This window comes from Saccharopolyspora erythraea, from assembly GCF_018141105.1.
GTDB classification, from domain to species: Bacteria; Actinomycetota; Actinomycetes; order Mycobacteriales; family Pseudonocardiaceae; genus Saccharopolyspora_D; species Saccharopolyspora_D erythraea_A.
Genome location: NZ_CP054839.1, coordinates 3,329,657 through 3,353,507 on the forward strand (window position 1 = coordinate 3,329,657; position 23,851 = coordinate 3,353,507).

24 protein-coding genes and 2 pseudogenes are annotated in these 23,851 nt (G+C 68.9%); 11 read left to right on the forward strand and 15 right to left on the reverse strand.

Going from position 1 to position 23,851, the window contains the following annotated elements:
- The first annotated feature begins 190 nt into the window (after positions 1–190).
- The gene (locus HUO13_RS15220; RefSeq protein WP_249124843.1) at positions 191–1,330 is read left to right on the forward strand and encodes a sensor histidine kinase; all 1,140 of its coding nucleotides are present in this window, start codon (positions 191–193) and stop codon (positions 1,328–1,330) included.
- The gene (locus tag HUO13_RS15225; protein ID WP_211901995.1) at positions 1,318–1,980 is read left to right on the forward strand and encodes a response regulator; all 663 of its coding nucleotides are present in this window, start codon (positions 1,318–1,320) and stop codon (positions 1,978–1,980) included. Before HUO13_RS15220 ends, HUO13_RS15225 begins: the two co-directional genes overlap by 13 nt.
- 431 nt (positions 1,981–2,411) lie before the next feature.
- On the opposite strand, the gene HUO13_RS15230 is transcribed toward HUO13_RS15225, so the two are convergent.
- Together HUO13_RS15230 and HUO13_RS15235 are read right to left on the reverse strand one after the other, a co-directional pair.
- The gene (locus HUO13_RS15230; RefSeq protein WP_211901996.1) at positions 2,412–3,173 is read right to left on the reverse strand and encodes a VOC family protein; all 762 of its coding nucleotides are present in this window, start codon (positions 3,171–3,173) and stop codon (positions 2,412–2,414) included.
- Positions 3,174–3,249: 76 nt separating this feature from the next.
- Complete coding sequence (locus HUO13_RS15235) at positions 3,250–4,734, reverse strand: WD40 repeat domain-containing protein (protein WP_211901997.1); 1,485 nt, start codon at positions 4,732–4,734, stop codon at positions 3,250–3,252.
- Between the two features lie 105 nt (positions 4,735–4,839).
- Between HUO13_RS15235 and HUO13_RS15240 the strand changes: the two genes are divergently transcribed.
- A complete protein-coding gene (locus HUO13_RS15240) occupies positions 4,840–5,325 on the forward strand; it encodes an NAD-dependent epimerase/dehydratase family protein (protein WP_349253381.1) in 486 nt (161 codons plus the stop codon).
- Positions 5,326–5,411: 86 nt separating this feature from the next.
- Here the strand turns inward: HUO13_RS15240 and HUO13_RS15245 are convergent, their stop codons facing one another.
- Complete coding sequence (locus HUO13_RS15245; RefSeq protein WP_211901998.1) at positions 5,412–6,038, reverse strand: alpha/beta fold hydrolase; 627 nt, start codon at positions 6,036–6,038, stop codon at positions 5,412–5,414.
- A 249-nt stretch (positions 6,039–6,287) separates the two neighbouring features.
- On the opposite strand from HUO13_RS15245, the gene HUO13_RS15250 reads away from it, so the two are divergent.
- Positions 6,288–6,497 carry a hypothetical protein gene (locus HUO13_RS15250; protein WP_211903428.1) on the forward strand — a complete coding sequence of 70 codons (210 nt, stop codon included), beginning with the start codon at positions 6,288–6,290 and terminating at the stop codon, positions 6,495–6,497.
- An 88-nt stretch (positions 6,498–6,585) separates the two neighbouring features.
- Here HUO13_RS15250 and HUO13_RS15255 read toward each other — a convergent pair whose 3' ends face one another.
- From HUO13_RS15255 to HUO13_RS15275, 5 genes are all read right to left on the reverse strand, one after another.
- Positions 6,586–7,536: an NAD-dependent epimerase/dehydratase family protein gene (locus HUO13_RS15255; RefSeq protein ID WP_249124846.1), complete on the reverse strand. Its 951-nt coding sequence runs from the start codon at positions 7,534–7,536 to the stop codon at positions 6,586–6,588.
- Positions 7,537–7,642: 106 nt separating this feature from the next.
- The gene (locus HUO13_RS15260) at positions 7,643–8,146 is read right to left on the reverse strand and encodes a TetR/AcrR family transcriptional regulator (protein ID WP_211902000.1); all 504 of its coding nucleotides are present in this window, start codon (positions 8,144–8,146) and stop codon (positions 7,643–7,645) included.
- Between the two features lie 135 nt (positions 8,147–8,281).
- A complete protein-coding gene (locus tag HUO13_RS15265; protein WP_211902001.1) occupies positions 8,282–8,857 on the reverse strand; it encodes a TetR/AcrR family transcriptional regulator in 576 nt (191 codons plus the stop codon).
- Positions 8,858–8,885: 28 nt separating this feature from the next.
- Positions 8,886–10,289 carry an amidase gene (locus tag HUO13_RS15270; protein ID WP_211902002.1) on the reverse strand — a complete coding sequence of 468 codons (1,404 nt, stop codon included), beginning with the start codon at positions 10,287–10,289 and terminating at the stop codon, positions 8,886–8,888.
- The gene (locus HUO13_RS15275; RefSeq protein WP_211902003.1) at positions 10,276–10,515 is read right to left on the reverse strand and encodes a hypothetical protein; all 240 of its coding nucleotides are present in this window, start codon (positions 10,513–10,515) and stop codon (positions 10,276–10,278) included. The genes HUO13_RS15270 and HUO13_RS15275 overlap by 14 nt, the downstream gene beginning before the upstream one ends.
- Before the next feature lie 207 nt (positions 10,516–10,722).
- On the opposite strand from HUO13_RS15275, the gene HUO13_RS15280 reads away from it, so the two are divergent.
- From HUO13_RS15280 to HUO13_RS15290, 3 genes and pseudogenes are all read left to right on the forward strand, one after another.
- Positions 10,723–11,643, forward strand: a complete 921-nt coding sequence (locus tag HUO13_RS15280; protein WP_211902004.1) for an MBL fold metallo-hydrolase — start codon at positions 10,723–10,725, stop codon at positions 11,641–11,643.
- 41 nt (positions 11,644–11,684) lie between these two features.
- Positions 11,685–12,545, forward strand: a complete 861-nt coding sequence (locus HUO13_RS15285) for a spermidine synthase (RefSeq protein ID WP_249124848.1) — start codon at positions 11,685–11,687, stop codon at positions 12,543–12,545.
- Positions 12,546–12,655: 110 nt separating this feature from the next.
- A pseudogene (locus tag HUO13_RS15290) lies at positions 12,656–13,078 on the forward strand (helix-turn-helix domain-containing protein); the annotation flags it as partial.
- On the opposite strand, the gene HUO13_RS15295 reads toward HUO13_RS15290, so the two are convergent.
- Positions 13,051–14,802, reverse strand: a complete 1,752-nt coding sequence (locus HUO13_RS15295; RefSeq protein ID WP_249124850.1) for a right-handed parallel beta-helix repeat-containing protein — start codon at positions 14,800–14,802, stop codon at positions 13,051–13,053. The pseudogene HUO13_RS15290 and the gene HUO13_RS15295 sit on opposite strands and share 28 nt — an antisense overlap.
- 92 nt (positions 14,803–14,894) lie before the next feature.
- Here HUO13_RS15295 and HUO13_RS15300 point away from each other — a divergent pair, with 92 nt between their 5' ends.
- The gene (locus HUO13_RS15300) at positions 14,895–15,698 is read left to right on the forward strand and encodes a TetR/AcrR family transcriptional regulator (protein WP_249124852.1); all 804 of its coding nucleotides are present in this window, start codon (positions 14,895–14,897) and stop codon (positions 15,696–15,698) included.
- A gap of 89 nt (positions 15,699–15,787) precedes the next feature.
- Positions 15,788–16,105, forward strand: coding sequence for an NAD(P)H-dependent oxidoreductase (locus tag HUO13_RS15305; RefSeq protein ID WP_282976613.1), 318 nt, complete (start codon positions 15,788–15,790; stop codon positions 16,103–16,105).
- Positions 16,106–16,214: 109 nt separating this feature from the next.
- Here the strand turns inward: HUO13_RS15305 and HUO13_RS15310 are convergent, their stop codons facing one another.
- Positions 16,215–17,489, reverse strand: coding sequence for an MFS transporter (locus HUO13_RS15310; protein WP_211902007.1), 1,275 nt, complete (start codon positions 17,487–17,489; stop codon positions 16,215–16,217).
- Positions 17,482–18,678, reverse strand: coding sequence for a M20 metallopeptidase family protein (locus HUO13_RS15315; RefSeq protein ID WP_211902008.1), 1,197 nt, complete (start codon positions 18,676–18,678; stop codon positions 17,482–17,484). The genes HUO13_RS15310 and HUO13_RS15315 overlap by 8 nt, the downstream gene beginning before the upstream one ends.
- Positions 18,679–18,798: 120 nt before the next feature.
- On the opposite strand from HUO13_RS15315, the gene HUO13_RS15320 reads away from it, so the two are divergent.
- Positions 18,799–19,815, forward strand: a complete 1,017-nt coding sequence (locus HUO13_RS15320; RefSeq protein WP_211902009.1) for an Lrp/AsnC family transcriptional regulator — start codon at positions 18,799–18,801, stop codon at positions 19,813–19,815.
- A gap of 60 nt (positions 19,816–19,875) precedes the next feature.
- Here HUO13_RS15320 and HUO13_RS15325 read toward each other — a convergent pair whose 3' ends face one another.
- From HUO13_RS15325 to HUO13_RS15330, 3 genes and pseudogenes are all read right to left on the reverse strand, one after another.
- Positions 19,876–20,361, reverse strand: a complete 486-nt coding sequence (locus HUO13_RS15325; RefSeq protein WP_211902010.1) for a GNAT family N-acetyltransferase — start codon at positions 20,359–20,361, stop codon at positions 19,876–19,878.
- 69 nt (positions 20,362–20,430) lie between these two features.
- Positions 20,431–20,560, reverse strand: a pseudogene (locus tag HUO13_RS37435) (NAD-dependent epimerase/dehydratase family protein); the annotation flags it as partial.
- Positions 20,561–20,585: 25 nt separating this feature from the next.
- Complete coding sequence (locus HUO13_RS15330; RefSeq protein WP_211902011.1) at positions 20,586–21,161, reverse strand: CGNR zinc finger domain-containing protein; 576 nt, start codon at positions 21,159–21,161, stop codon at positions 20,586–20,588.
- A gap of 193 nt (positions 21,162–21,354) precedes the next feature.
- On the opposite strand from HUO13_RS15330, the gene HUO13_RS15335 reads away from it, so the two are divergent.
- Complete coding sequence (locus tag HUO13_RS15335) at positions 21,355–22,536, forward strand: epoxide hydrolase family protein (protein WP_211902012.1); 1,182 nt, start codon at positions 21,355–21,357, stop codon at positions 22,534–22,536.
- Positions 22,537–22,700: 164 nt separating this feature from the next.
- On the opposite strand, the gene galK is transcribed toward HUO13_RS15335, so the two are convergent.
- Entirely contained in the window at positions 22,701–23,843 is a 1,143-nt protein-coding gene (gene galK, locus HUO13_RS15340) for a galactokinase (RefSeq protein ID WP_249124853.1), read from the reverse strand.
- Positions 23,844–23,851: the final 8 nt, after the last annotated feature.

The window sequence follows — 23,851 nt, forward strand, 5'->3', positions numbered from 1 at the left end:
CCTGGTCCGGGGCCATGAGGCCTGGACATCCGGCGCGGCGGGGTGTGCGAGTGGTCATCGCGGAAGATCTTGGCCGCCGACGCCGTGATCCCGCGTCCGGCCGACGGCCACGGACGAGCAGACCTCGGCATGGGTCGACATCGACTTTGGTCTATGTCCCGATCAACCCGCGTGCACCTAGGCTCGCCGCGTGCAACCCGTGACTCCGCGCCAGAACCAACGGCGCATGGTGACCGCCGTCGTCATCGTGGCGACCCTGCTGGTGGCATCGGTGGTCTTCAGCGAGGTCAACAGCAAGACCGGTCCAGACGAACTGGTGCTCGACGTCGTCGTCGGTGCACTCGGCTGCGCCCTGCTGATCGGCCTGTTCCGATGGCCGATACCGATCGCGATCACGCTGGCCGCGCTGGCCGCGCTGTCTCCGACCGCCACCCCGCTGTCGACAGCGGCGACCTTGCAGACCGCAAGGGGTCAACGTGCCAACGTCGCGGGGTGGGTGGCACTGGCCGGAGTCGTCGGGCACGCGATCTACGGCCTGTGGCGGCCGATGCCCGGCCTGTCCTACGCCTGGTGGCTGGTGCTGGACGTGGTCGTGCACGCCGGGCTGTTCGCCTGGGGCGCGTTGGGCAGGGCACGCCGGGCCCTGATCGGCTCCCTGCAGGAACGCGCCAGGCGCGCCGAGGCCGAGCAGGGACGACGCGTCGCGGAAGCGCGAGCAGCCGAACGCACCGCACTCGCGAGGGAGATGCATGATGTGCTCGCCCACCGGCTCTCCCTGGTGGCCACCTACGCGGGGGCGCTCGAATACCGCCAGGACGCCGAACCCGCACGGCTCGCGCACGCCGCGGGGATCGTTCGCGACGGCGTCCACCAGGCGCTCGACGAACTGCGGGACGTGATCAGCGTGCTGCGGGACGACGCGGAGTCGGCCGACCCGCCGCAACTCGACCTCGCGGACCTGACCGCACTCGTCGAGGAGAACCGCGCTGCCGGCACTCCGGTCCACTTCGAGAACCAGCCCGACGAACTGGCATCGCTGCCCGCGTCGACCGGCCGCACCGGATACCGGATCGTGCAGGAAGGCCTGACCAACGCCCGCAAGCACGCGGCCCGCCAGCCGGTTTCGCTCATCGTGAGCGGCGGGCCCGGGACGGGCTTGCGCATCGAGATCCGCAACCCCGTCCCGGACACTCCCGCGACCGTTCCCGGCTCCGGTACCGGGCTCATCGGCCTCACCGAGCGGGTCCGCCTCACCGGTGGTCGGCTCGACCACGAATTGACGGGTTCCGGCGAATTCCAGCTCCGCGCCTCGCTACCGTGGCCGGTGTGAACACCGAGGTTCGAGTCCTGATCGTCGACGACGACGCCCTCGTGCGCGCCGGGCTGACCATGATGCTCGACGGCGCCGGCGGCATCGCGGTGGTCGGCGAGGCCGCCGACGGAGATGCCGCGATCGGCATGGCCGACGCGCGCGGGCCCGACATCGTCCTGATGGATATCCGGATGCCGAAGGTCAACGGCATCACCGCCACCCGGCGACTGCGCGCCCGGCGGGATCCGCCCGAGGTCGTCGTGCTGACGACCTTCGACACCGACGAGAACATCCTGCATGCGCTGCGGGCAGGTGCGGGTGGATTCCTGCTCAAGGACACCCCGCCCGCGCAGATCGTGAACGCGATCCGAAAGGTCGCGGCGGGTGACCCGATCCTGTCACCGCGCATCACCCGCAAGCTGATGGACAAGATGGCCACCCACGCCGACGACTACGAACGAGCCCGCACGAGTTTCGCCAGGCTCTCCGATCGGGAGCACGAGGTCGCGCTCGCCATCGCGCGCGGAAACACGAACGCCGACATCGCGGCGGAACTCTTCATGAGCGTGGCCACGGTGAAGGCGCACGTTTCCCGCGTTCTGACCAAGCTCGAACTCAGCAATCGCACCCAGATCGCACTCCTGGCCCACGACGCCGGCCAGGCCTGACCGAGGTTCACCTCAGCGAGCGCGGTCGGAGTCACGCGGCGCCGGAGCCTCGCGTCCCGTAACCGCGCGTTGGGCGCCACTCAGCCACTCCCAGCAATCGCACAGGAGCCCGGAGCCGCTGGGATCAGGCGCGCAGAGCCGCGGTAGCTCGGCTGAGCGGATGAACTTGACGACGTTCCGGGTACATCGACCGCGCCCGCTCCCGATGCTGTTGATCATGAGTGCGTCTGTGAGCGAGTTACCGCTGTTCGCCTGAGCTTGCAGACCAGCAGGGAAACCGAAAACGGTGCGGCTGGCGCGGTGGCCGCCCACGAGCGTTCGACTGGATCGACTACCGCGGCCGCAATGTCTTCCCGGTTGTCACACCTGTGGCCACATGGCGACGGCCGGGGTAGTGGGCCGACCTCCCACTGCCGCCGGGCCCGCCGCGCTCAGGCGGGGGCGCTGACGGCGATAACTCCGCCCTGCGGGTCGGTGATGACCGCGTTGCGGAAGCCAGGTGTGTCGAATGGTGCCATCAGGACCTTCCCGCCCAGCGAGGTGGCATGCTCGGCGATCGCGTCGGCGTCGCGGACGGCGAAGTTGACGCTCCAGTGCGGCGGAACTGCGACGCCGTCGGTAGCGGTCAGGACGGCGACGACTCGGCCTGCGAGTCGCCACTTGGAAAACGGTGCGCCCGGAACCGGCTCGGGCTCCCAGCCGAACGCGGCGCCGTAGAAGCCCTGCGCTTGCTCGGGGTCGGTGCTGTGCAACGAGCTCATCGCCCAGGTGCCGGGTTCACCGACCAGCTCTGCGCCGGTGCGCTCGCCGGCCTGCCACAGGCAGAACGGGACGCCGGTGGAATCCGTGAGCACCGCGAGGCGCCCGTCGGAGCCGGCGTCCGTCGGCCGGACGAGGGGCGTGCCTCCGGCTGCTTCGGCCCGGACGATCGCCAACGCGATGTCGTCGACGCCGACGTGCGTCATCCACGTTGCCGGGGATGCGGGAGGCGCCTGACCGATCCCGGCCACGCGGTGCTCGCCCAGGCGTGCCGTGAAGTACTCGCCTTCGCCGAGCCCAGCTGGCATTGGCGTGGCGTCGTCGAAGCTCCAGCCGAACAACGGGCCGTAGAAGTGCAGCGCTGCGCGCGGGTCGGGCTGCAGCGTGTCGACCCAGCACGGCGCTCCAGCCAGGTAGTGGTTGTTCTTGGTCATCGGGTGTCCTTCGGTTCGATGGTCAGAACGTTGCGGACGGCTCGAAATCTGCGTGCCGGCTGCCCGCTTGCGTCCTTTAGGAAGAGCAGGCTGCGGGCAGGGGATGGGCTTGGTCAGGGAAGTTGTGGGTGAGTGTGTAGCAGAGGGTGGTGTTGGCGTGTTTGGTGTCGGTGGTCCACACGCTGACGGTGCCGCTTCCGGCGGCCAGGCTTGTTCCGGAGGGGTTCCATGCCAGTGCCGCGATCGAGTTGGGACTCGTGGACGCTGGTGCGGTGAGGGTGGCCCACTCGGTCTGGTCTGGGACGTTCCAGATGGTGATCGAGTTGTCCGGGTTGCTGACGGCGAGGCGTTGTGCGTCGGGGCTGAAGGCGAGGGCGGGCTGCTCTCGGCCGGGCAGTTGGCCGATGGTGGTGTTGGTCGTGGTGTCCCACAAGGAGATGCCGGTCGGTGTGGGCAAGGTGAGGAGACGGCCGTCCGGGGAGAATGCGGGCGCGGGCAGCCCGGTGGAACTGTCGTCTCTGGGTAACCGCACCATCGTCGTCTCCGCTTCCCCGAGACTCCACAATAAACGGTTTCTCGTGTCGGTGGTGGTTACCAGATGGTGTCCGTCAGCACTGAACGCGGCGGAGTTGGTGAACTTGCTGCCGGGGTGGCTGATCGTCCTGACCATACGAGGCTGGTCGCCGTTGAGGTCCCATATGTGGACGTCCGGACAGTCTCCCGCATCGGTGGCCATGAGCGTGGCGCCGCCGTTGACCGCGAGGTACCGGTCGTTTGTGGGGAGGTCAGTGAGTGGTGCGTGGGTCGTCGCATCGGCCACGACGATCCTGGCGATTTCCTGCTCTTCCCAGGATGTTTTGGTGGCGATGACGCGGCGCCCGTCTCCGCTGAATCCCGCGAACTCCAGAGCGGGGAAGCTTGGGAGCAGTGGTGTGGTTCTGCTGCGGCGGAGGTGGTCCTGTGGCCAGCTGGTGATGTGTCGGAAGCTCGTGGTGGATCCGAGGAGCTGTCGTCCGTCGTGGGTGAAAACCAGATCGGAGACAGCGGGGTTCGCAGCGGCGGGCAGCCGATTGGTGTCCCAGAGCAGGATGGAGTCGTCGATGGTGGTCGTGGCAATGGTGCCGGTGCTGCTGATCGTGACCGTGTAGAACGGCCGCGACATGTCGGCAGGGATCTGCTGGATTTCCCCAAGCATGTCCCTAGTGCGGCGGGCGATGCTGCCATCTTGGTGTGCGAGGTAAAGCGACTGGTCAACCGGGGAGAACGCGAGATCAATGATCACGTCTGTGGGGGCTTCGTCCGGGCTTCGAGTGCGTGTGGTCATGTCCCACACGAGAGGTCGGAACTTGTCGGCGCCCAGGCCGGCGAGCGTCTTCCCGTCGGGGCTGAGCATCACTTTCGTGGCGAGTTCGGCTTGCAGCAGGAGGACACCGACGGCGTCTTCGGTGACACGGTGCTCACGTCGAATCCGGATGTCGTCGTTGACTTGGTCTGCTTCACCTTCGAGTCGGCTACCGCGTTGGTGGAAGCCCTCCGCGGGCAGGTCGGGCAACTGCTGCACTGCGGCTCGATCTGGCGGTAAGGGCCGAGCCGCAAGCTGCCGATCGCCGAGGGCGCCGAGTCGGCCGCGCCCCCGTTCGACGAGTACGGCATCCAGAAGGAACGCATCGCACGGATGCTGAAGGAGGAGACCGCCTCCGGTGGGCTGGTCACCACCTCTCTGCACCCCGGTCACATCGTCGGACCGGGCTGGTTTCCGATCGGCCCGCTCGGGAACTTCGCCCCCGCCGTCTGGCGCACCCTCTCAGCAGGCCGGCCGCTGCAGGTCCCCGGAAGCGGCAGCGAGATGATGCACCACGTGCACGCGGACGACGTCGCCCAAGCCTTCGAGTTGGCCATCGGGCGTCGTGGCGCGGCCGCGGGAGAGGATTTCAACATCCTCGCGCCGAGCGCGCTCAGCGTCCGTGGGTACGCGGACATCGCCGCGGCGTGGTTCGGTCAGACCGGCACGGTGGAATCGGTGACGTGGGGTCGGTTCCGCGAGATCACGACGCCGGAGTACGTCGAGGCGAGCTGGGGGGCATCTGCACCGCAGCCAGTGTTTCACGGTCGAGAAGGCCAAGTCGCTCCTGGGGTACGCGCCGCGGTATGAGCCTGAACAGGCCGTACTCGAGTCTCTTCGCCGGCTCTTCGATCGCGGTCAGTTTGACGTTGCGCGTCCGCTGGCGGCCTGATCGCTCAACGGTTCGCGACCTGTGGGCGCGGGACAGAGAGGGGCCGGGGGTCCGCACTGTTCCGTTCCCGTCCCGGCGAACCTCGTCGCTCCGCATCACCGTGCACGACGAGCGCGGGGCCATCGCTCGCGAGGAAGGCGGCCCGCGGGTCGAGCTCGGCGAACTCCTCGAAGAGCCGGGTGCCCAGCTCGAATCGTCCCTCGATGTCGAGGAAGCCCTGCTGCCGCAGGGATGTCCGATCGCCGTGGAGCTTTCGTCCGCGTGGAAGCTCCGGTTCGAGGAACGTGCGGCGCAGATCGAGCACCGGCTGCCACAGCACCAGCGATCGAATGGGCAACTCGCCCAGCGACAGCGTGGTGCTCACCGCTCCGAAGCTCGACGCCACGACCGGCACCGGGCGCCCCACCGACTCCACGGCCGTGTGCAAGTCCAAGCGCTCTCCTGCGATCGTCATGTCGCAGGGCTTGCCCTCGCTGCGGCCGTGCCCGCGGAAGGAGAATCGCAGCACCGAGAACCCCGCAGCCGCAAGTCGGTCGGCCAGATCCGGGAACAGTCCTTGCTCGGCGAGATCAGCGGTGATGCCGTGCGCCAGCATCACCGCATGCGCCCCGCCTTGATGCCATGCGGACACCGTCGGACGTGGTGATCACAGGTGCCTCTCGATCAGGCCGGCCGTCGTGACCACCCATGTGCCAGGGCTAGAGGGAGCGTCCTGGTGGTGGCGACGATGGGGGTGCGATACTGAACAGGCTTCGCGGGATTGTTCCCCGCGGACGGTCTGCGCTGCGGGAGTCGCTCACGAGCCATTCGCGTCGCACGGATCCCGATCGTGATGCCCGCCTGGCCGTTCCGCGGCCGGCGGGACGAGAGGAGGGACCGCATGACCTGGGCACGAGAGGCCGGTGCAGCGCGCGAGCAGGGAAGCTTCGCCGAAGCCCGCTCCAACGGTCTGATTCACGAAGCCATTCAAAGCGGTAGAGCCGCACGCACCGTCGCCGACCACGCTTACGACGCCGTCGACTGCGAGGAACTGCTCGCGATGCTCGGGTTGAAGGCTGCCGACGGCAAGAACGCCGACAGGGTCTTCTGATCCGCGAGCCCGCGTCATGGCGGCGGGCGGGGGCGCTCTCGATGCTCTTCGCCCCCACCGCGACGGGTCCTTCCCGCGGGAGGCCGGGTTACCGCGCGGACAGGAAGTCTTCATACCAGTCGATGGTGGCGCGCAGTCCGTTCACGAGTGGGGTGGGCTGCCGGCCGAAGAACCGCTCGAACGCTGCCGACACCATGTTCTGCGGGATGAGGTGCTGGTAGAAGATCTCGGCGTACTCGTTCATGAACTGCTCGTCGAACGGGCCGACGGTGGCGGGCCGGTCGAGTACGTGTGCGGTGACGCGCCTGCCGATGATCTGCTCGACGAGGCCGTGGATGTGCTCGGTGCTGACCGCGGGCACCGTGGGCAGGTGCCACACCCGGCCGGTCGCGCCTTCGGCGGTGGTGGTGCCGAGATCAACGAGGCCGCGGGCGACGTCCGGCAGGTAGGAGTAGCTGTGCGGCAGCGTGATGTCGCCGAACCCGAGCGCGGGCTCTCCGGTCAGCACGGCGGGAAAGAACGTCGCGCCGAGGGTGGAGTTCAGCACGCGCGGACCGTAGAAGTCGGCGGAGCGCCCCAGCGCGACCCGGACTTCGCCCGCGCGGTGCGCATCCAAGTAGGTCTGGTCCAGCGCGGCGCGCATCCGGCCCTTGCGGCTCGTCGCCGCCCAGGGGGTGTCCTCCGTGATCGCCGCGCCGTCCGCCTCGCCGTACGGGTAGAGCGTGTCGAGCACCACGAGCCGGGCATCGTGTCGGCCGGCGGCGGTGAGCACCGCCTGGCCGATGCCCGGCATCAGGTCGACCTGGAGGTGGTACGGCACGTTGACGGCGTGGTAGATCGCCGCGGCGCCTTCGGTCGCGGCGACGGCCTGGTCGAGGAGGGACACGTCGGCCTCCACGGTCTCGACTCCGTCGGGGGCGTTGTTGACCGGACTGCGATTGACGTGTCGTACCTCGAGTCCACGTGCGAGCAGCTCGTCCACAATGGTCGTTCCTGCGGGTCCCGCGCCGAGCACGACGTGCAGTTCACCGGTGGTCATGGTCATCGATCCTTCGCAGATTGTAAGTGACTGGTCATTCACTTTTGAGGGCAGGTCGTTTCCGTTTTGTTGATTTCGTCGGTGGGGCGTGGAACCGCCGCGCGGGTCAGGAGGCCGGACTGTGCCGGATGCCGGTCGTGAGTGCGGCTGCCCAGTGGGCGTCGGTGTCGAACGCGTCGATTGCGGTCAGCAGGTGGCACAACTGGCCGCGTGCGATGAATTCCTGAGCCTGGCCCGCGTCGGCTCGTGCTCTGGACATGGTCAGTGAGGTGATCCTCGCGACGCCGTCGCGGACGGCCGTGGCGACCTCCGGGATCTGGGTCGAGGCCAGCGCCTGCACCTGGAGCAGCAACAGGTCGCGATCGGCGATCAACTCGGCGTACCGCGCTCCCATGCGGTCGAGGATCTCAGTGGTCTTCGCGTGTCCGGCCTCATCTGCCGCTTCCTCGAGCGTGCCGACGATGCGGTCGTAGCAGTCGTCGATCGCCGCGGCGAACAGGTCGACCTTGCGCGGGAACAGCTTCATGACATACGCCGAGGAGATGCCGGCGTGATCGCCCACCTGGGTGACCGGACTGGTGGCATATCCCGAGCGCGCGAACACGGTCACCGCGCTGCGGATGACCGCACGTCGGCGTTCCTCGGCTGTCGACCTCGAACCTGTCGCCATGGTGAGTGACTGTACATTCACTAAGCCGGTCCCGCATCCGGGGGTGCTGTGTGGGGCGGGACCGGCGACCGGCCGCTACCGGTCCTCGCCGCCGTTCGAGGCGAGGACTTCCGTCACGAGGAGACGCGCGTACTCGTCGTCGATCCCGGTCGGGCGGAACAGGATGCGGTACATGATGGGCGCGACGACCCCGTCGATGACCGTCTCGACCTCGGGTGCTGCCTCTCCGCGGTCGGTGGCGCGGGCGAGGACGGCACTGATCTGTTCGGCGGCGTAGGCCGAACACTGCCCGGCGTTGCTGCCGTCCGGGTCGCCGAGCAGTGCGTCGCGGATGTACGAGCGGCCCGCGGGCGAGGCCATCTCGTCGAGGAAGAGCTCGGCCCACGCCGCCAGGTCGGCGGCCAGGGAGCCGTGGTCCTCCGGAGGTGCCTCGGGGCGCAGCCGTTCCACGGCCACGTCCGACAGCAGCTCCTGCAAATCGCCCCATCGTCGGTATACCGTCGACGGCGTGACCCCGGCCCGGGCCGCGACCTGGGGCACGGTCAGGGCCTCCCGGCCCGATTCCGCCATCAGGTCGCGTACGGCTCGGTGCACCGATTCCTGGACCCGGGCACTGCGCCCACCCGGGCGAACCATCGGCTTGCGACTCATGGCACCACCTTAAAGCGAAGCGATTGCTTCAGGCGGGGGAGCAGGCCACGGGTGCGAGTACCGGGGCAGGTTGCGTCCGCTCGTAGGCGTGTCCGACGCGCAGGAGCACGGTCTCGGAGCGAGGGCGTCCGAGCAGTTGCATGCCGATCGGCATGTGCGCCGAGTCGTGGCCCACCGGTACGGACAGCGAGGGAATGCCGGTGATGTTGGCGGGAGCGCTGAGCCGCACGTAGGCGTCGCTGACGGCCTCGGCTGTGCCGTCGAACCAGGTGAGGATCTCCTGGTCGGCCGGCACCGCGGTGGTCGGGACCGTCGGGGCGGCGATCACGTCGACCCCGTCGAGCAGGCGTGCCCATTCCCGCCGCATCAGTGTCCGGGCACGCTGGGCGCGCAGGTAGTCTCCGGCGCTCGTCAGCTCTCCGGCTTCCAGCAGTGCGCGGACGTCCGCGTTGTAGAGGTCCGGCACGGTCCGCAGGCTCCGCTCGTGGTAGGCGGTGGCCTCGGGGACCATCAGGCCCCACTGGGTGGCCTGGATGTAGCGGGTCATCGGGATCTTGACGTCGACGAGGCGGGCGCCGAGCTCGGCGAGCCGGTCGATGGCGGCGCGGACCGCGGCCTCCACCTCCGGATCGACGTGGTCGAAGTAGTAGTTGCGCGGCACCCCGACGCGCAGCCCGGTCAGGTCGCTGCCGCGGCTCGGCCGGTAGTCGGTGTCGGGGGTGTGCAGGGACGCGGGGTCCCGCGGATCGTGTCCGGCCAGGACGGACAGGACGAGGGAGGCGTCTTCGACGGTGCGGGTGATCGGGCCGACGTGGTCGAGCGACCAGGACAGCGACGTCACGCCGTGGCGGGGGACGAGGCCGTAGGTGGGCTTGAGGCCGACGACCCCGTTGAGCGAGGCGGGTACGCGGATCGAGCCGCCGGTGTCGGTACCGAGAGCGAAGACGGCGGCGCCCGCCGCGACGGCCACGGCCGATCCTCCGCTGGAGCCGCCGGCCACGCGCGCCTGGTCCCAGGCGTTGTTGGTCTGCGGTGTCGTGAGGCCGAACGCGAACTCGTGGGTGTGGGTCTTGCCGAGCAGGACCGCGCCGGCCGTCTTCAGCCGTGCGGCCACCGCGCTGTCGGAGTCGGCGCGGTGACCGGCGCGGACGTGGGAGCTGGCGGTGGTCGCCGTACCCGCCACGTCGATGAGGTCCTTCAAGCCCATGGGGACACCGTGCAGCGGACTGCGGACCCGGCCGGCGAGGACCTCGCGTTCGGCGGCGCGGGCCGCGCGGCGCGCCTGCCCCGCCTCCACCGCCACGTAGGCATGCAGACGGGGTTCCACCTGGTCGATGCGGTCGAGGACCGCATCGACCAGCTCGACCGGGGACAAGCGGCGTTGCCGGATCGCGTCTGAGGCTTCGGCGAGGGTCAGGTCAGACAGCGGCATCGGAGTCCGCCTTTCGCGTGATCTCGTCCTCGGTGTTCTCCTCCTGCGCGCGGTAGGCGGAGGCGGGCGGGGTGTCACCGAAGTCCAGTTCCCGCAGGACGGACACGACGGAGTGGATGTGGTTGGCGGTGGCCGCCACGCCGGCGTGGCGGCCACCGTCGAGCGGCAGATCCGCGCGGGCGGTCAGGCGGGCCGCCTCCGCGGGTGTGAGTTCGGCAGCGGGCATGGTCGTCCCTTCGTGGCAGGGCTGGACGCGGGCGGACCTGATCGGCCGTGGCGCCGCGGGACGGCACCCTAAAGCTAATCGTTTGCTTTAGTTGAGCCTAGGGGATACGGTGCCTTAAAGCAAACACGTAGCTTTTATGGAAGGTGTCTCATGCCCTGCGCCTCCTCTGCGGCGGGCGGCGACGCTCACCAAAGGAAACCAACGACCATGAGTACTGCCCCGAACACTGCTGCCGACGCCTCTGCCTCCACCCCGCCCTCCTGGACGGTCGGCGAGGTCACCGTCCATCGCATCGACGAGGTGCTCCTGCCTCCCGCGACCGGTCCCTGGCTGCTGCCCGACGCCACCACGGACCTGGTGGACCGCGAGGAGTGGCTGCGCCCTGACTTCGCGGGCCCGGACGGCATCGTGCGCCTGCACAGCCACAGCTTCGCCTTCGAGATCGACGGGGTGAGAGTCGTGGTCGACACCGGCATCGGCAACGGCAAGACGCGGGCGAACCCGGCCTGGCACGACCTCGGCACCAGCTACCTGCACAACCTGGGCGCGGCGGGGTTCTCCCCGGAGACCGTCGACCTGGTCCTGCTCAGCCACCTGCACACCGACCACGTCGGGTGGAACACGCGCCAGGTGGACGGGGCATGGGTGCCCACCTTCCGCCACGCCCGGCACCTCACCTCCCGCACCGAGCGAGAGTTCTGGGCCGGCTACGACATGGAGGAGTCGCGCCGGCACATGTTCGACGACTCCGTGGTCCCGGTGGAGGAGGCAGGTCTGCTCGACCTCGTCGACATCCCCGCCGAAGGCATCGAGATCGCCTCGGGACTGCGACTGCTGCCCACGCCGGGGCACACACCCGGCCACCTCGCCGTCCACCTGACCAGCAAGGGCGAGACCGCGCTGATCACCGGCGACTGCATCCACCACCCCGTCCAGTTCGCCCACCCCGGCATCGGCTCATGCGTCGACATCGACCCCGTGCAGTCCCAGGCCACCCGACGCCGGATGCTGGCCTCGCTCGCCGACACCGACACCCTCGTCTTGGGCACGCACTTCCCGCCGCCCACCGCCGGTCGCGTGGTCTCGCACGGGGACGGATACCGAATGTCCCCTGTTTCCTCCGCCTGACAGCCTCCGTGTCAACGGTGATGTCCGAGGTGTACTCGGAGATGGGCAGTGCGTTCGCCCGCACTTGGGAGGAGATCACGATCTGGTCGCCGGCGTGGTCAAGCATCGGCCGTTGGTCCCCCGCGCCGGGCAGAGCGAGCGCGCCACGTTGTTCGGCGTCTGGGACGATGTGGGATGGGAGGGACCAATTGGGTGTGCGGTTTGAGGAAATCGACTGGCGGGAAACGCCGATCGGCGTGATCAGTCTGCGACGACGTCGTGATCCGTTGCTCGACGTGGATGTTTACGAGGTCAAGCTCGACGACGAGTACCTGATGTCGAGCCTGTTCACGGTCGCCGAGGTCGAACTCGCTCGGCTGGGGCTGGCGGAGCTGGCGGGTACCGGTTTCGACGTCGTGGTCGGTGGCCTCGGGCTCGGCTATTCCGCGCGATCCGTACTCGAGGACTCGCGGGTGCGTTCACTGGTCGTCGTCGAGGGCCTGGGGGAGGTGATCGAGTGGCACCAGCGCGAGCTGTTGCCGCTGTCGGCTTCGCTGGCGAGAGATCCGCGAAATCGATTCGTGCACGGTGATTTCTTCGCCATGGCCGGATCGGTTGGCGGGTTCGACCCGGTGGAACCCGGTCGGCGGTTCCACGCGATCCTCGTCGACATCGACCACTCACCGCGGCACGTGCTGGATCCGAGCCACGCCGGTTTCTACACGACCGAGGGGCTGCGGCGGCTCGGCGCGCACCTGCACCCGGGTGGGGTGTTCGCGCTCTGGTCCGACGATCCTCCTGACGAAGAGTTCAACTCCGCACTCGCGGAAGTCTTCGCCACCTCGCAGGCCCATGTCGTCACCTTCCCGAATCCTTACGGCGGCGGCGTGTCAGCCAACACCGTCTACATCGCGACAACCTGACTTCTTCGGAACCGGCGTTCCTGGGCGCGAATATGTGTGGCTCGGACGCGGTGCCGCCTAAAGGCTGTCTCGTAACCCGGTGATCTTGGTGGGAAAGGTCGTCGGTGATCATGGTGGGCGTGCAGGTGATCTCGGCGGCGCGGTCGGAGTGGATTTCCCCGTTCACGGGCTTGGAGCCCAGGCAGTTCCGGAAGCTGGTCACGGTGGTGGCCCGACGGGGTGGGGAGACGATCGCGGACGGTCGTCCTGGTCGGCAGTGGCGGCTGCGGCTGGAGGATCGCGTGTTGCTGGTGGCGGTGTACTGGCGGACGAACCTGACGATGCGCCAGATCGGCCCGTTGTTCGGAGTCTCGCACTCGGCCGCGCACCGTGTGGTCGACACTCTGGGCCCGTTGCTGGCGTTGGCCCCGGTGCGCAAGCGCCGGGTCGACTCGGTGGCCATCGTCGACGGGACCCTGGTACCCACACGGGACCGCCGCCTGGCCGCACCGTCGAAGAACTACCGCTACTCGACGAACCTGCAGGTCGCCATCGCTCGCAGAAGCCCGGCACGGGCCTGGGTCGCCGCTGTCGCCGCGTCCAGCTCGGTCTCGTCGGCGAGGGTCGTGTTGCTCTCGTAGGTGACGCCCTCGGGTACGGCGTCGCTGCCGACCGGGTCGGCGTCCCAGAAGTTGTTGCGGTACACCACATTCTCCAGCGGCGGGCTGACTTGGAGAACGGCCGTGCTGTCGGCTCGGGCGACCACGTTGTCCTCCACCGTGACCCATGCGGCCCCGTAGTCGGTGTACAGGCCGAAGTTGTAGGGAGTGCGGGTGTCCTTGATGACGTTGCCCGCGACCACCGCTCCGTTGTCCGGGGAGTCTCCTTGCGGGCCGGAAACGTAGATGCCGCCGCCGTCGGCCAGAGTCATCATGCTGTCGGTGATGAGGTTGCGCAGGATGCGGGCGCCCTTTCCGGGACCTACGACGATGCCGCAGTGGGGGAGGTCGGAGATCCGGTTGTGCGAGACGGTGCAGTTTTCCGTGTCCAGCAGGGCAATGCCGGGGGAGCCTGAGTAGTCCAGGCCGGCGTGCTGAACCAGGTTGTCCTCGATCAGTACGTGGCGGCTGCCGGAGACCGAGATGGCGGAGGCGGCGAGGTTGTCGAAGTCGCAGCTGTGCACGGTGGTCCCGGCGCTGTCGGTCGCGCTGAGTCCGGTGGCTCCGATTCGGGTGAAGCGGCAGCACTCGAATCGCATTCCGGTCGTGGCATCGAGCCGCACGCAGGCCGGGATCGTCTCGGCCTCGGTCGGCACGGTCACCCATGCCTCTCCCTCGACCACCACCACCTTCTCGACGCCGCCCCCGTCGTAGTAGCCGTTGCCGTGGTAGTGCAGGAAGCCGCGTTCTCCGCTGGGCCTGAGCCAGGTGGCGTCGGCGAAGACCAAGCCGAGGAAGGAGACGTCGCGAGTGCCGGTCGCGTTCAGCAGCACCTCCAGCACGGGTGCGACCACCCGGGTGCGCAGCGGATGCTCGCCGGGGCGGGGCCGGTAGTGCAGGACGTGCCTGCCGGGGCGGGAGCGGTCCAGGACGAACGTGCCGGGCTCGGTGAGGAAGGCCGGATCGTTCTCCACCCGGGTCGGTAGGCATGGGCCCGACATCAGCTCGCCGTCCCAGGCGGAGTTGTAGAGGTCGTTGGCCCAGGAGAAGGCGGGTTGCGCCATGGTGATCGCGGTGGAGTCACCGTCGCGGACGACGGACGCGACGCCGCAGCGCGCCTCCGTCCACGGGTAGACGCCCCGGTAGACGAACTCGACTCCGGTCGGGGCCTGCCAGGAGAGCGGGGCCGTGGTGTCGGTGACGTAGCCCGTCGGGGTCCTTTTCGCCTCGCCGGGGAGGTCGTCGAGGCCGGCGCGCTCAGCCCGGCGACCGTCGACGTGCAGCTGGCGGGTGTCGAGGTCGCCGACCTCGGCGAGCCACACCCCGTCACGCTCCCGCCAGCCGGTGATCTCCCGGCCGCCGCTGACCACGGCCTGCTCCTGCTGGTCGGTACCGTACCCGAACGCCTGGTAGACGGTCCGGTGACCGTCGCGGCCCGAGTCGTCCTCGTCGAGTGCGAAGGTCTCGGTGAGCACGTGGATGCCCTCCCGGAGGTGCACGACCACCCCTCCGGCCTCGGCGCGGGCCGCATGCCGTGCGCGGCCCAGCGTGGCGAACGGGCGCTCCAGAGTGCCTGGAGCGGAATCGTCCCCGGTCGGGGAGACGAAGAACTCAGCCATGATCACAGCCTCCATGCTTATGGCATAAACTTCTTGTAATATAAGCGCGGAGGTGGCTGATGGCGCAAGGCAGTCCGAGGGATCCCGATCTCGTGGTCGAGCTGCTGTGGCGGGACGGGGGCGCCAAGCGGGTCCTGAGTCTCGACCGGATCGTGCACGCCGCCGTCGAGGTGGCCGATGAGGAAGGCCTGTCCGGGCTGTCCATGCGCAAGGTCGCCGAGCGGCTGGGTTTCACCGGCATGTCGCTGTACCGGCACATCCCGGGCCGCGACGCGCTGGTGGAGCTGATGTGCGACGCGGTGCTGGGTGACCCGCCGGAGGATCCGGTGGGCGGCGGCTGGCGCAGCCGGCTGGAGGGGTGGGTGCGGAAAGGTTGGGAACTGCGCAAACGGCACCCTTGGTTGGCGGAGGTGCGCGGCACCCGTCAGTTGCCGGGGCCCAATGGGACGGCCCACTACGAGTATGTGCTGGGCATCCTGGCTGGGACCGGTCTCGCGCCGGCCGAGGTGGTCGCGTCGGTCAACCTGGTGGGTCGCATCGTCGACGCCGAGGCGGCGGTCCTGGTGGAGGCCGCGCGGGCCGAGCGCAGCAGCGGGGTGGGGCACGAGGAGTGGTGGGCTGCCCGCGACTCGCTGTACGCGCGGCTCGACCGCTACCCGACCCTGACCGCGCTGTGGGAGGCGGGCGGTTTCGACGAGCCGGAGGACCCCTTCGAGTTCGGCTTGGCTCGGGTGCTCGACGGCATCGAGCTCCTGGTTCGAAAGCGTGATGAAATGCGTGATGAAATGTGTCAGGAATGCGGTGAGCCGGTGGAGCGGCAGTCCACCGGCCGCACCCGCGCATACTGCTCGCGGGCCTGCCAACAGAGGGCCTATCGGAAGCGGAAGTCCGGCTGAGCCTGCGATACCGCTCCCACCGCCCTGACGTCCTCGACCTCTATGCCGAACGATGAGCTCCGTTCCTGGACCGCGATGAGTTCGCAGCTGTGGATGGCCCGTTCAAGCCGCAAGCCGAGCAGGTTCGCGCGATCGGCCACGCGGCGCTGGCCGGGAAGCGAGCAATGCTGCTGCTGACGACCGGAGGGCCCAATGAGTCGTTCCGACCTGGTGGGGCTTTCGGATCGCTGAGCGACTTCCTGTTCCACATCCACCGCGGCATGCTCGAGTTCGTCGGCTTCCGGTCCTGGACCCCGTGGTCACCTATGGGGCCGGCCCGCATGACCGACGAGGAAAGGGCAGCGGCGCTGGACGCGGTGGGGGAGTCCGTCGCGCTCATCGCGGCGGATTCGAAGCTTGCCGTTTGACCCGAAGCCGACGACGGTCACACGTGCCCCGGTCAGCAGCCAGGTGTGGTTGACGGTGCGAGGAACGGCTTGCCCACCAGGGAAGACGGCTGAAGGCTACCCGTGCGGTTCAGTCGAGCTCGCGCCCGCGCGTCTCGGGCAACGTCGTCACGATCACGGCCGAGATGAGCAGTAGTGCCGCGATGTAGCCGGTGAACCACGTGGCTCCGAACGACTGCCCGACCCAGGTCTGCAGGTACGGTGCCGTGCCGCCGAACGTCGCGACGGCCACGGCGTAGGGGATGCCGACTCCCACGGTGCGGATGTGGGTCGGGAACATCTCGCAGTACACCGCGGGGGCGATGGCCGCGCTCGCGGCGATCAGCACCATCGCGACCGACATCGCCACGAACAGACGCACCGCGCTGCTGCCGATCATGCCGTCCAGCGGGAAGATGGCCAAGGCCATCCCGCCGGCGCTGATGAGCATCACCGGTTTGCGCCCGATCCGGTCGGCCAGCGCGCCCCACAGCGGGAGGACCGCGATGAACACGACGTTGGCCAGCAGCCCGGCCCACAGCGCGCCGGTCGGGTCGACGCCCCGCGCGCTGATCGCGTACTGCGGCGCGGAGACCGCCCAGGCGTAGTAGCTGACCGTCAGTCCGACCGTCATGCCGATCACCTGCAGCGCCTGGCGGCGGTGCCGCACGATCGCGGCCCACATCGGTTCCCGGGCGGTGCGCGCGGTGCGGAACACCTCCGTCTCGCTCATCCGCCGCCGCATCACCAGCGCGTAGAGACCGAGAATCCCGCCGAGCACGAAGGGGAGCCGCCATCCCCAGCTGTTCATCTGCTGCGTGCTCAGCACCATCGTGAGCACCGCGCCGACCCCGGTTCCCGCGATCGTTCCCAGCGTTCCGGAGAAGTACATGAGGCTGGCCCACATGCCGCGGCGGCGAGCCGGGGCCATCTCCGAGATGTAGGTCTGCGCCGACGGCATCTCGCCACCGTGGGCCAGGCCCTGCACCAGGCGCGCGGTCAGCAGGATCAGCGACGCCCCGGCGCCGACGACGGCGTAGGTGGGTGACAACCCGATCGCCAGGCTGCCCACCGCGGCACCGCCCACCGACAGCGTCATCGCCATCCGCCGCCCCTGGCGGTCGGCGATCAGCCCGAACAGCCAGGCGCCGACCGGCCGGGCCAGGAACCCGACCGCGAACACGGCCAGGGTCGACAGGATGGCCGAGAACGGGTCGGCGGCGTTGAAGAACTGCTGCGCGAAGAACGGGGCGAACACCGCGTAGATGCCCCAGTCGTACCACTCGAGGGCGTTGCCGACGCCGGTGCCGAGCAGGGTTCGGGACCTGCTCGCGGGCTTGGCGACGACGATGGTGCTCTCAGTCATCGGCCGCTCCTGTCCGGGCGAGGGCGAGCTCGGCGTAGAGGGTGGCGCCGTCGGCGAGCACCGCGTCGTCGTAGTGCGCGTGCGGCGAGTGGTTGAACGCCGCCCGCGCCGGATCGACGCCGGCGGGCACCGCGCCGAGGCAGACGAAGCTGCCGGGCACAGCGTCGAGCACCCGGGAGAAGTCCTCCGAACCCGTCAGCGGGTCGGCGAGCGTCGCGTGCCGCTCCGGACCGAAGACCTCCTCGACGGTCCGGGCCGCGAATGCCGTCTCGTCGGCGTCGGTGACGGTCGGCGGGTAACCCGGCACGTAGTCGACGTCCACCTCGACCCGGTGCGCGGCGGCGATTCCACGCAGCAGCCGGGGCGCGGACTCCATGACCCGCTCCCGCGCGAGCGGCGAGAACGTGCGCACGGTGGCCTCGAACGTGGCCAGGTCCGGGATGACGTTGTTGGCGGTCCCGGCGTGCAGCGAGCCGACCGTGATCACCACCGGGTCGAAGATGTCGAACTGCCGGGTCACCATCGTCTGCAACGACGTGACCATCTCGCTGACGGCCGTCACCGGGTCGCACGCGCTGTGCGGCGCCGAACCGTGACCGCCCGCGCCGCGAACCGTCACGTTCAGCGCGTCGGCCGCCGAGAGCATCGGTCCGGTCCGGGTCATGAACCGGCCGTGCGGGATCTGCGCCGACATGACGTGCATCCCGAACGCGGCGTCGACCTTGCGGCCGGCGGCGTGCAGGACGCCCTCACCCAGCATCACTCCGGCGCCGTCGCAGCCCTCCTCACCGGGCTGGAACATGAACACCACGTCGCCGCCGAGCCGTTCCCGGTGCTGGGACAGCAGCCGTGCGGCGCCGACGAGCATGGTCGTGTGCAGGTCGTGCCCGCAGGCGTGCATGGTGTCCGGCACGCGCGAGGAGTACTCCAGGCCGGTCTTCTCTCGGACCGGCAGCGCGTCCATGTCGGCGCGCAGCAGCACGGTCGGGCCGTCACCGCCGCGCAGCACGCCGGTCACCGACGTCGTGCGCGTGCCGGTCGTCAGCTCCAGCGGCAGCCCGTCGAGCTCGGCCAGGACCCGTTCCTGGGTGCGGGGCAGTTCCAGACCGATCTCGGGCTCCGCGTGCAGGGCGTGGCGCAGCGCGGCCAGGTCGCCCTGCATCGTCCGCGCGTCCTCGTGCACCGACATCGACACCTCCGTGTGATCTGGGCCATCGGCCGTTGATTGACAGGGAGTGTGGGATCGTGGGCGGATTCGCGGCGCAGATCGCAGGATTCGCGCATCCAGGCCCTCAGCAGGAGGTGATTCGTGAATTCTCGGATCGACGAGCAGGACCTGGCGCTGCTGCACGCGTTGCAGATCGCACCGCGGGTGAGCTGGGCGGAGGCCGCTCGCGTGCTCGGCACCACCGCGACCACCCTGGCCACCCGCTGGGAGAGGCTGCGTTCCGGAGGGCTGGCGTGGGTCACCGCCCACCCGGGACGCCAGCTGCACTCGGTCACCGTCGCCTTCGTCGACATCGACGTGGTGCCCGCGGAACGGGAAGCCGTGATCGGATGGCTGGTGCGCGACCCGCGCGCGGTGACCGTCGAAGAGGTCGCCTCCGGACGGGACCTGACCGTGACCGCGATGGTCGCCGGGCACGACGAGCTGTCCAGGTTCGTGCTCGACGACCTGCCCGCGGTACCCGGCGTCACGCGGGTGCGCATGCGCGTGGCGACCGGGATCCACTTCGAGGCCAGCCGGTGGCGGCTGGACGCGATCGACCGCGAGCAGCAGGCCGCCCTGCCCGCGCCGCGGGCCGGCGCCGCGGCGGCTCCACTGCCGGCCGCCTACTGGCCCCTGGCGGAAGCGCTGGCCTACGATGGCCGCCGCAGCGCGGCGGACCTGGCGCGGATCACCGGCCGCAAGCCCGCCACCGTGCGGCGTCAGGTGGCCCGGCTGCTGGCCTCGGACCTGCTGTCGTTCCGCTGCGAGATCGCCCAGGTCCGGTCCCGCTGGCCGCTCGCGTGCGCCTGGTTCGGCCGCGTTCCGCCGCAGGAGGCCGACCGGACCGTGCGGTCGCTGACCACCCTGCCGGAGCTGCGCCTGTGCGCGTCCCTGGCAGGCGACACCAACTTCATGTTCGTGGTCTGGGCGCACTCGACCACCGACATGGTGCGGCTGGAGCGGCTGCTGGCCGACAAGCTGCCATGGCTCGACCTCACCGAGAGCATGATCATGCTGCGGACCCGCAAGCGGATGGGGTGGCTGCTGGGGGAGGATGGGCGGGCGACCGGCGAGGTCGTGGTACCCAGCCCCGCCCTCAGCCTCCGCGGGGACTGAGTGGTCTGACCTCGGCGGCCATGTGCTCGGAGCGGCGTCGCCGGCGCTGGAAGCTGACCGTCAGGAGACGGCCGCTACTCCGCGATGCCGCACAAGTTCGATCTTGGCTGGTCCGTCGGATTCCAACGGGCCCACCACCGACCAACCGCACGCCTCATAGAACGCGTTGGCGGTGCGATTGTCGGCGAAGCTTTCCAGTCGGAGTTCCTCGTACCGGGCGAAGAGCATCTCCTCGGCATGCGCGAGAAGAACTCGGCCGAAGCCCTGACGCTGGCAGCGGACGTCGATCATCATCAGGTCGATCGTGGGCCCATCGAGGATCGCGAGGCCCACAAGGTTCCCTTCTGCCTCCATGCAGTGGACGTGCCCCTGCTGGAAGTGCGACTCGATGTGATCATCCGATGCCCTGCTGCTGATGAACCAATCGACGGCCTCATCGCCCAGGAACGAGCGGTAGCGCGCGTCGATCGTGCGACGAGCGAGTTTTTGAAGTGCGGCAAGATCGTTCTCGGCGGCGGGGCGGATCACCGGGGCCGGTGTCAGCACTGCACATCAACTCCAGGCAGAAGCGGGTCAACCGCCTCAGTCTGCCAGTCGCCACCACCAACGGACGCGGATCACCTGCTTGACCGAGAAGCCGGTGCCGTTGCCGAGCTTGTAGATCCGGTGCTCACCGGCACTCGCGTGCTCGAGCGCGAGCAGGTGGGCGTCGGCGAGGTCGGGTGACGTGAATGTAGTCGCGCACGCAGCCGCAGCGAGATGACTACGTTCTACTGTGCTGATCCGGGGTTTTCGTGCTTGTGGGCATTGAAGCGCGCCTTCTTCTGACGATTCCCGCACGTGTTCATGTCACACCATCTGCGGGTGCGGCTTTGGCTGGTGTCGAAGAAGGCTGCCTGGCAGGTTGGCGATGCGCACAAGGCCAGTTTTCCGTCTCGTTCGCCTGTGATGATGCTGATCGCGTCGGCGGCGATGACGCCTAGGGCATCCTCCACGGAGGAAGCCGAGCTGAGTCGCCATTGCCGATTGCCCTCGGGCGTCAAGATGGCCGCGGCCCGACCTTGAGTGCTGCGGTCATTGATGACCTGGACTGCGGACACGGGGAGAGGGTCGCGGCGCGCGGCCGCTGTCGCGGCGGCGTGAATCGATTCCCTCAGCTCCCGAGCGCGTTCGAGCTGGGCGGTGGTGCAGGACTCCACGGCGAGGCCACTCACCGCCAGCCAGTCGACGAGTCGGTTCGGCGTGGGAATGCGTTCCACAGCGTTGCCGCGACGCTCCGTCAGGGTCGCAGTGAAGCTGGTCGCCAGCACCTTGCCGAGACGGAAGTCGGGGAACTGAGCACGCATAGAACCATCTTAGCTGGTTGCGCGCCGAGGTCGGGAGCTGCTAGAACCGTCTTAGCCGGTTCCGGCATGTCCCATGCCGGTTCCGCCGATGACCAGGAGGTCTCATGTCCACACACCGGTGCGTCACCGACGCTGCGGCCGCTGTCGGTCGTGGCGTTGTCACCACGTCAGCTCACTCCGGCGGGGGCATCTCATGAACCGTCGAACCAGCGACGTGCAAGCATTCGAAGCCCACGCGACCGACACCGACCTCGACGACCTGCGCGCGCGACTGGCCGCAGCACGGCTGCCGGAAGCTGAGACGGTCTACCGCGCCGCGCCCGACCCGCGCCGATGGGATCAGGGCGTTCCTCTCGCCGACCTCGTCGATGTCGTGAACTACTGGCGCACCGGGTACGACTGGCGGTCGTTCGAAACGCGCCTCAACCAGATCAGCCAGTTCCGCACGACCATTGACGATCTGGGAATCCACTTCCTGCACCGTCGATCCAGCCGCGCAGATGCCACTCCTCTGATCTTGACGCACGGCTGGCCAGGCAGTATTGCCGAGTTCATCGATGTAGTAGACGAACTGGCAGATCCGGAAGATGCAGACGCGCCGGCGTTCCACGTCGTAGTCCCGTCGCTGCCAGGTTTTGGTTACAGCGACAAGCCGGCCACCACCGGGTGGGGAACCGAAAAGATCGCGGCCGCCTGGGTGGAACTGATGGGAAGGCTCGGCTACGGCAAGTTCGCAGCCCACGGCGGCGACTGGGGAGGCAATATCACCACGGTTATCGGCGGCAGGTTCCCGGAGCACGTGCTCGGCATCCACACGACGTTCGCGGAGGGACCGCCCGGGTTGACAACGGACGGGCTGACGGCGGTCGAGCGCAAGTGGACCGAGGAAACCCGCGATTTCTGGCACCACCGCGCGGCGTACGCGAAGCAGCAGGCGACCCGGCCCCAGACCATCGGCTACTCGCTCGTCGACTCACCAGTCGGGCTTCTTGCCTGGATCCTCGACAAGTTCGCCGAGTGGACAGACACCGACGACAGCCCGTTCGAGACGATCTCCAGAGACAGGGTTCTTGACAACGTCACCCTGTATTGGCTGACACGGACCGGCGCATCGTCGGCCCGCATCTACTACGAAAGCCACAACTCGCTCGACCCCGAACTTCGGGTCGACGTCCCGTCAGCGATCACCATGTATCCCCGCGACATCGAGAAGTATCCGCGGGCCTGGGCACAGGAGCGGTACCGACAGATCGTCCGATGGAGGGAACCCGAGACCGGGGGACACTTCCCGTCGCTGGAAGTTCCCGAGTATTTCGTCAAGGATCTGCAAGACGGCCTCGCGGTCGTGCTGGCCGCCAGCGGTAGTCAGTCATGACGTTGCCGACGCCGGCGTAGAGGCGTGGGGCCGGAGGCTGATCGCGAATGCAGGACGCCGGGACCGTGCTTCGCCGTTGAAGGTGGCGTCGGGCCCTGGCTACCGTGGGGCTCATTCTCGCGCTCAGACCCCTCCTGCGCGCTCCCACATATATGGGAGACACGCTAGAGAAGTTGCCGGGCAGCATCCGAGGGCCTGGCCCGGTAGTGCTCGGGTTCGGCGAAGTTGTGGGTGCGGAAAGCTTCCTGCACCGCCGAGGCGCAGGAGTCGGCGAGTTCGGTGGGGACCAGGGCGATGACGCAGCCGCCGAAGCCGCCGCCGGTCATGCGCGCGCCGAGCGCGCCCGCGGTCAGCGCCGTCTCGACGGCGAGGTCGAGTTGGGGGACCGTCACTTCGTAGTCGTCGCGCAGCGATGCGTGCGACGCGGTGAGCAGCGGCCCGATGCGGGGTAGCGCGTTCTCCCGGAGTAGCCGCACCGTGTCGAGAACGCGGTCGTTCTCGGTCACGACATGGCGGACACGGCGCCGCATCCGGTCACCGGTCAGGCGGGGCAGGGCGGCGTCGAGTTCGCTGCTTCCCAGATCGCGCAGCGCATTGAGCCCGAGGGTCGATGCCGCGTGCTCGCAAGTGCGTCGCCGGTCGGCGTACTCGCCGTCGACGTGGCGGTGTCGTGTGCGCGTGTTGATGACGAGCAGTTCCAGGTCGTGGGCGGCGAGGTCGAGGGGAACGTGCTCGGCTCGCAGCGTCCGGGTGTCCAGGAACAGGGCGTGGCCTGCCCGGGGCAGCAGGGAGGCCGACTGGTCCAGGATTCCGCACGGCATGCCGGCGAAGTCGTTCTCGGCGCGTTGCGCCAGCCGGGCGATCGCGGGTCGATCCAGTTCGACGCCGTGCATGTGGGTCACGGCGAGCGCGGTGGCACAGGCCAGTGCCGCCGAGGACGACAGCCCGGCACCGAGCGGCACGTCGCCGTCGATGAGCAGGTCCAGCCCGTCGATGTCGTGCCCGTCCTCCCGCAGGGCCCAGACGACCCCGGCGGGGTGGGCCGCCCAGCCGGCCATCGTCGCGGGTTCGAGCTTGTCGATGTGGGTTTCGGTCCGGTCCGCGGCCTGGCGGGAGACGAACCTGAGCACGCCGTCGTCGCGGCGCGCTGCCGCGGCCGAGATCGTGTGGGGGAGTGCGATCGGGAGCACGAACCCGTCGTTGTAGTCGGTGTGTTCGCCGATCAGGTTGACGCGGCCCGGGGACGCCCACACCGTTTCGACGGGGCGGTCGAAGATCTGGCGGAACGCCGTTTCGGCAGCGGTCACGGGGGCAC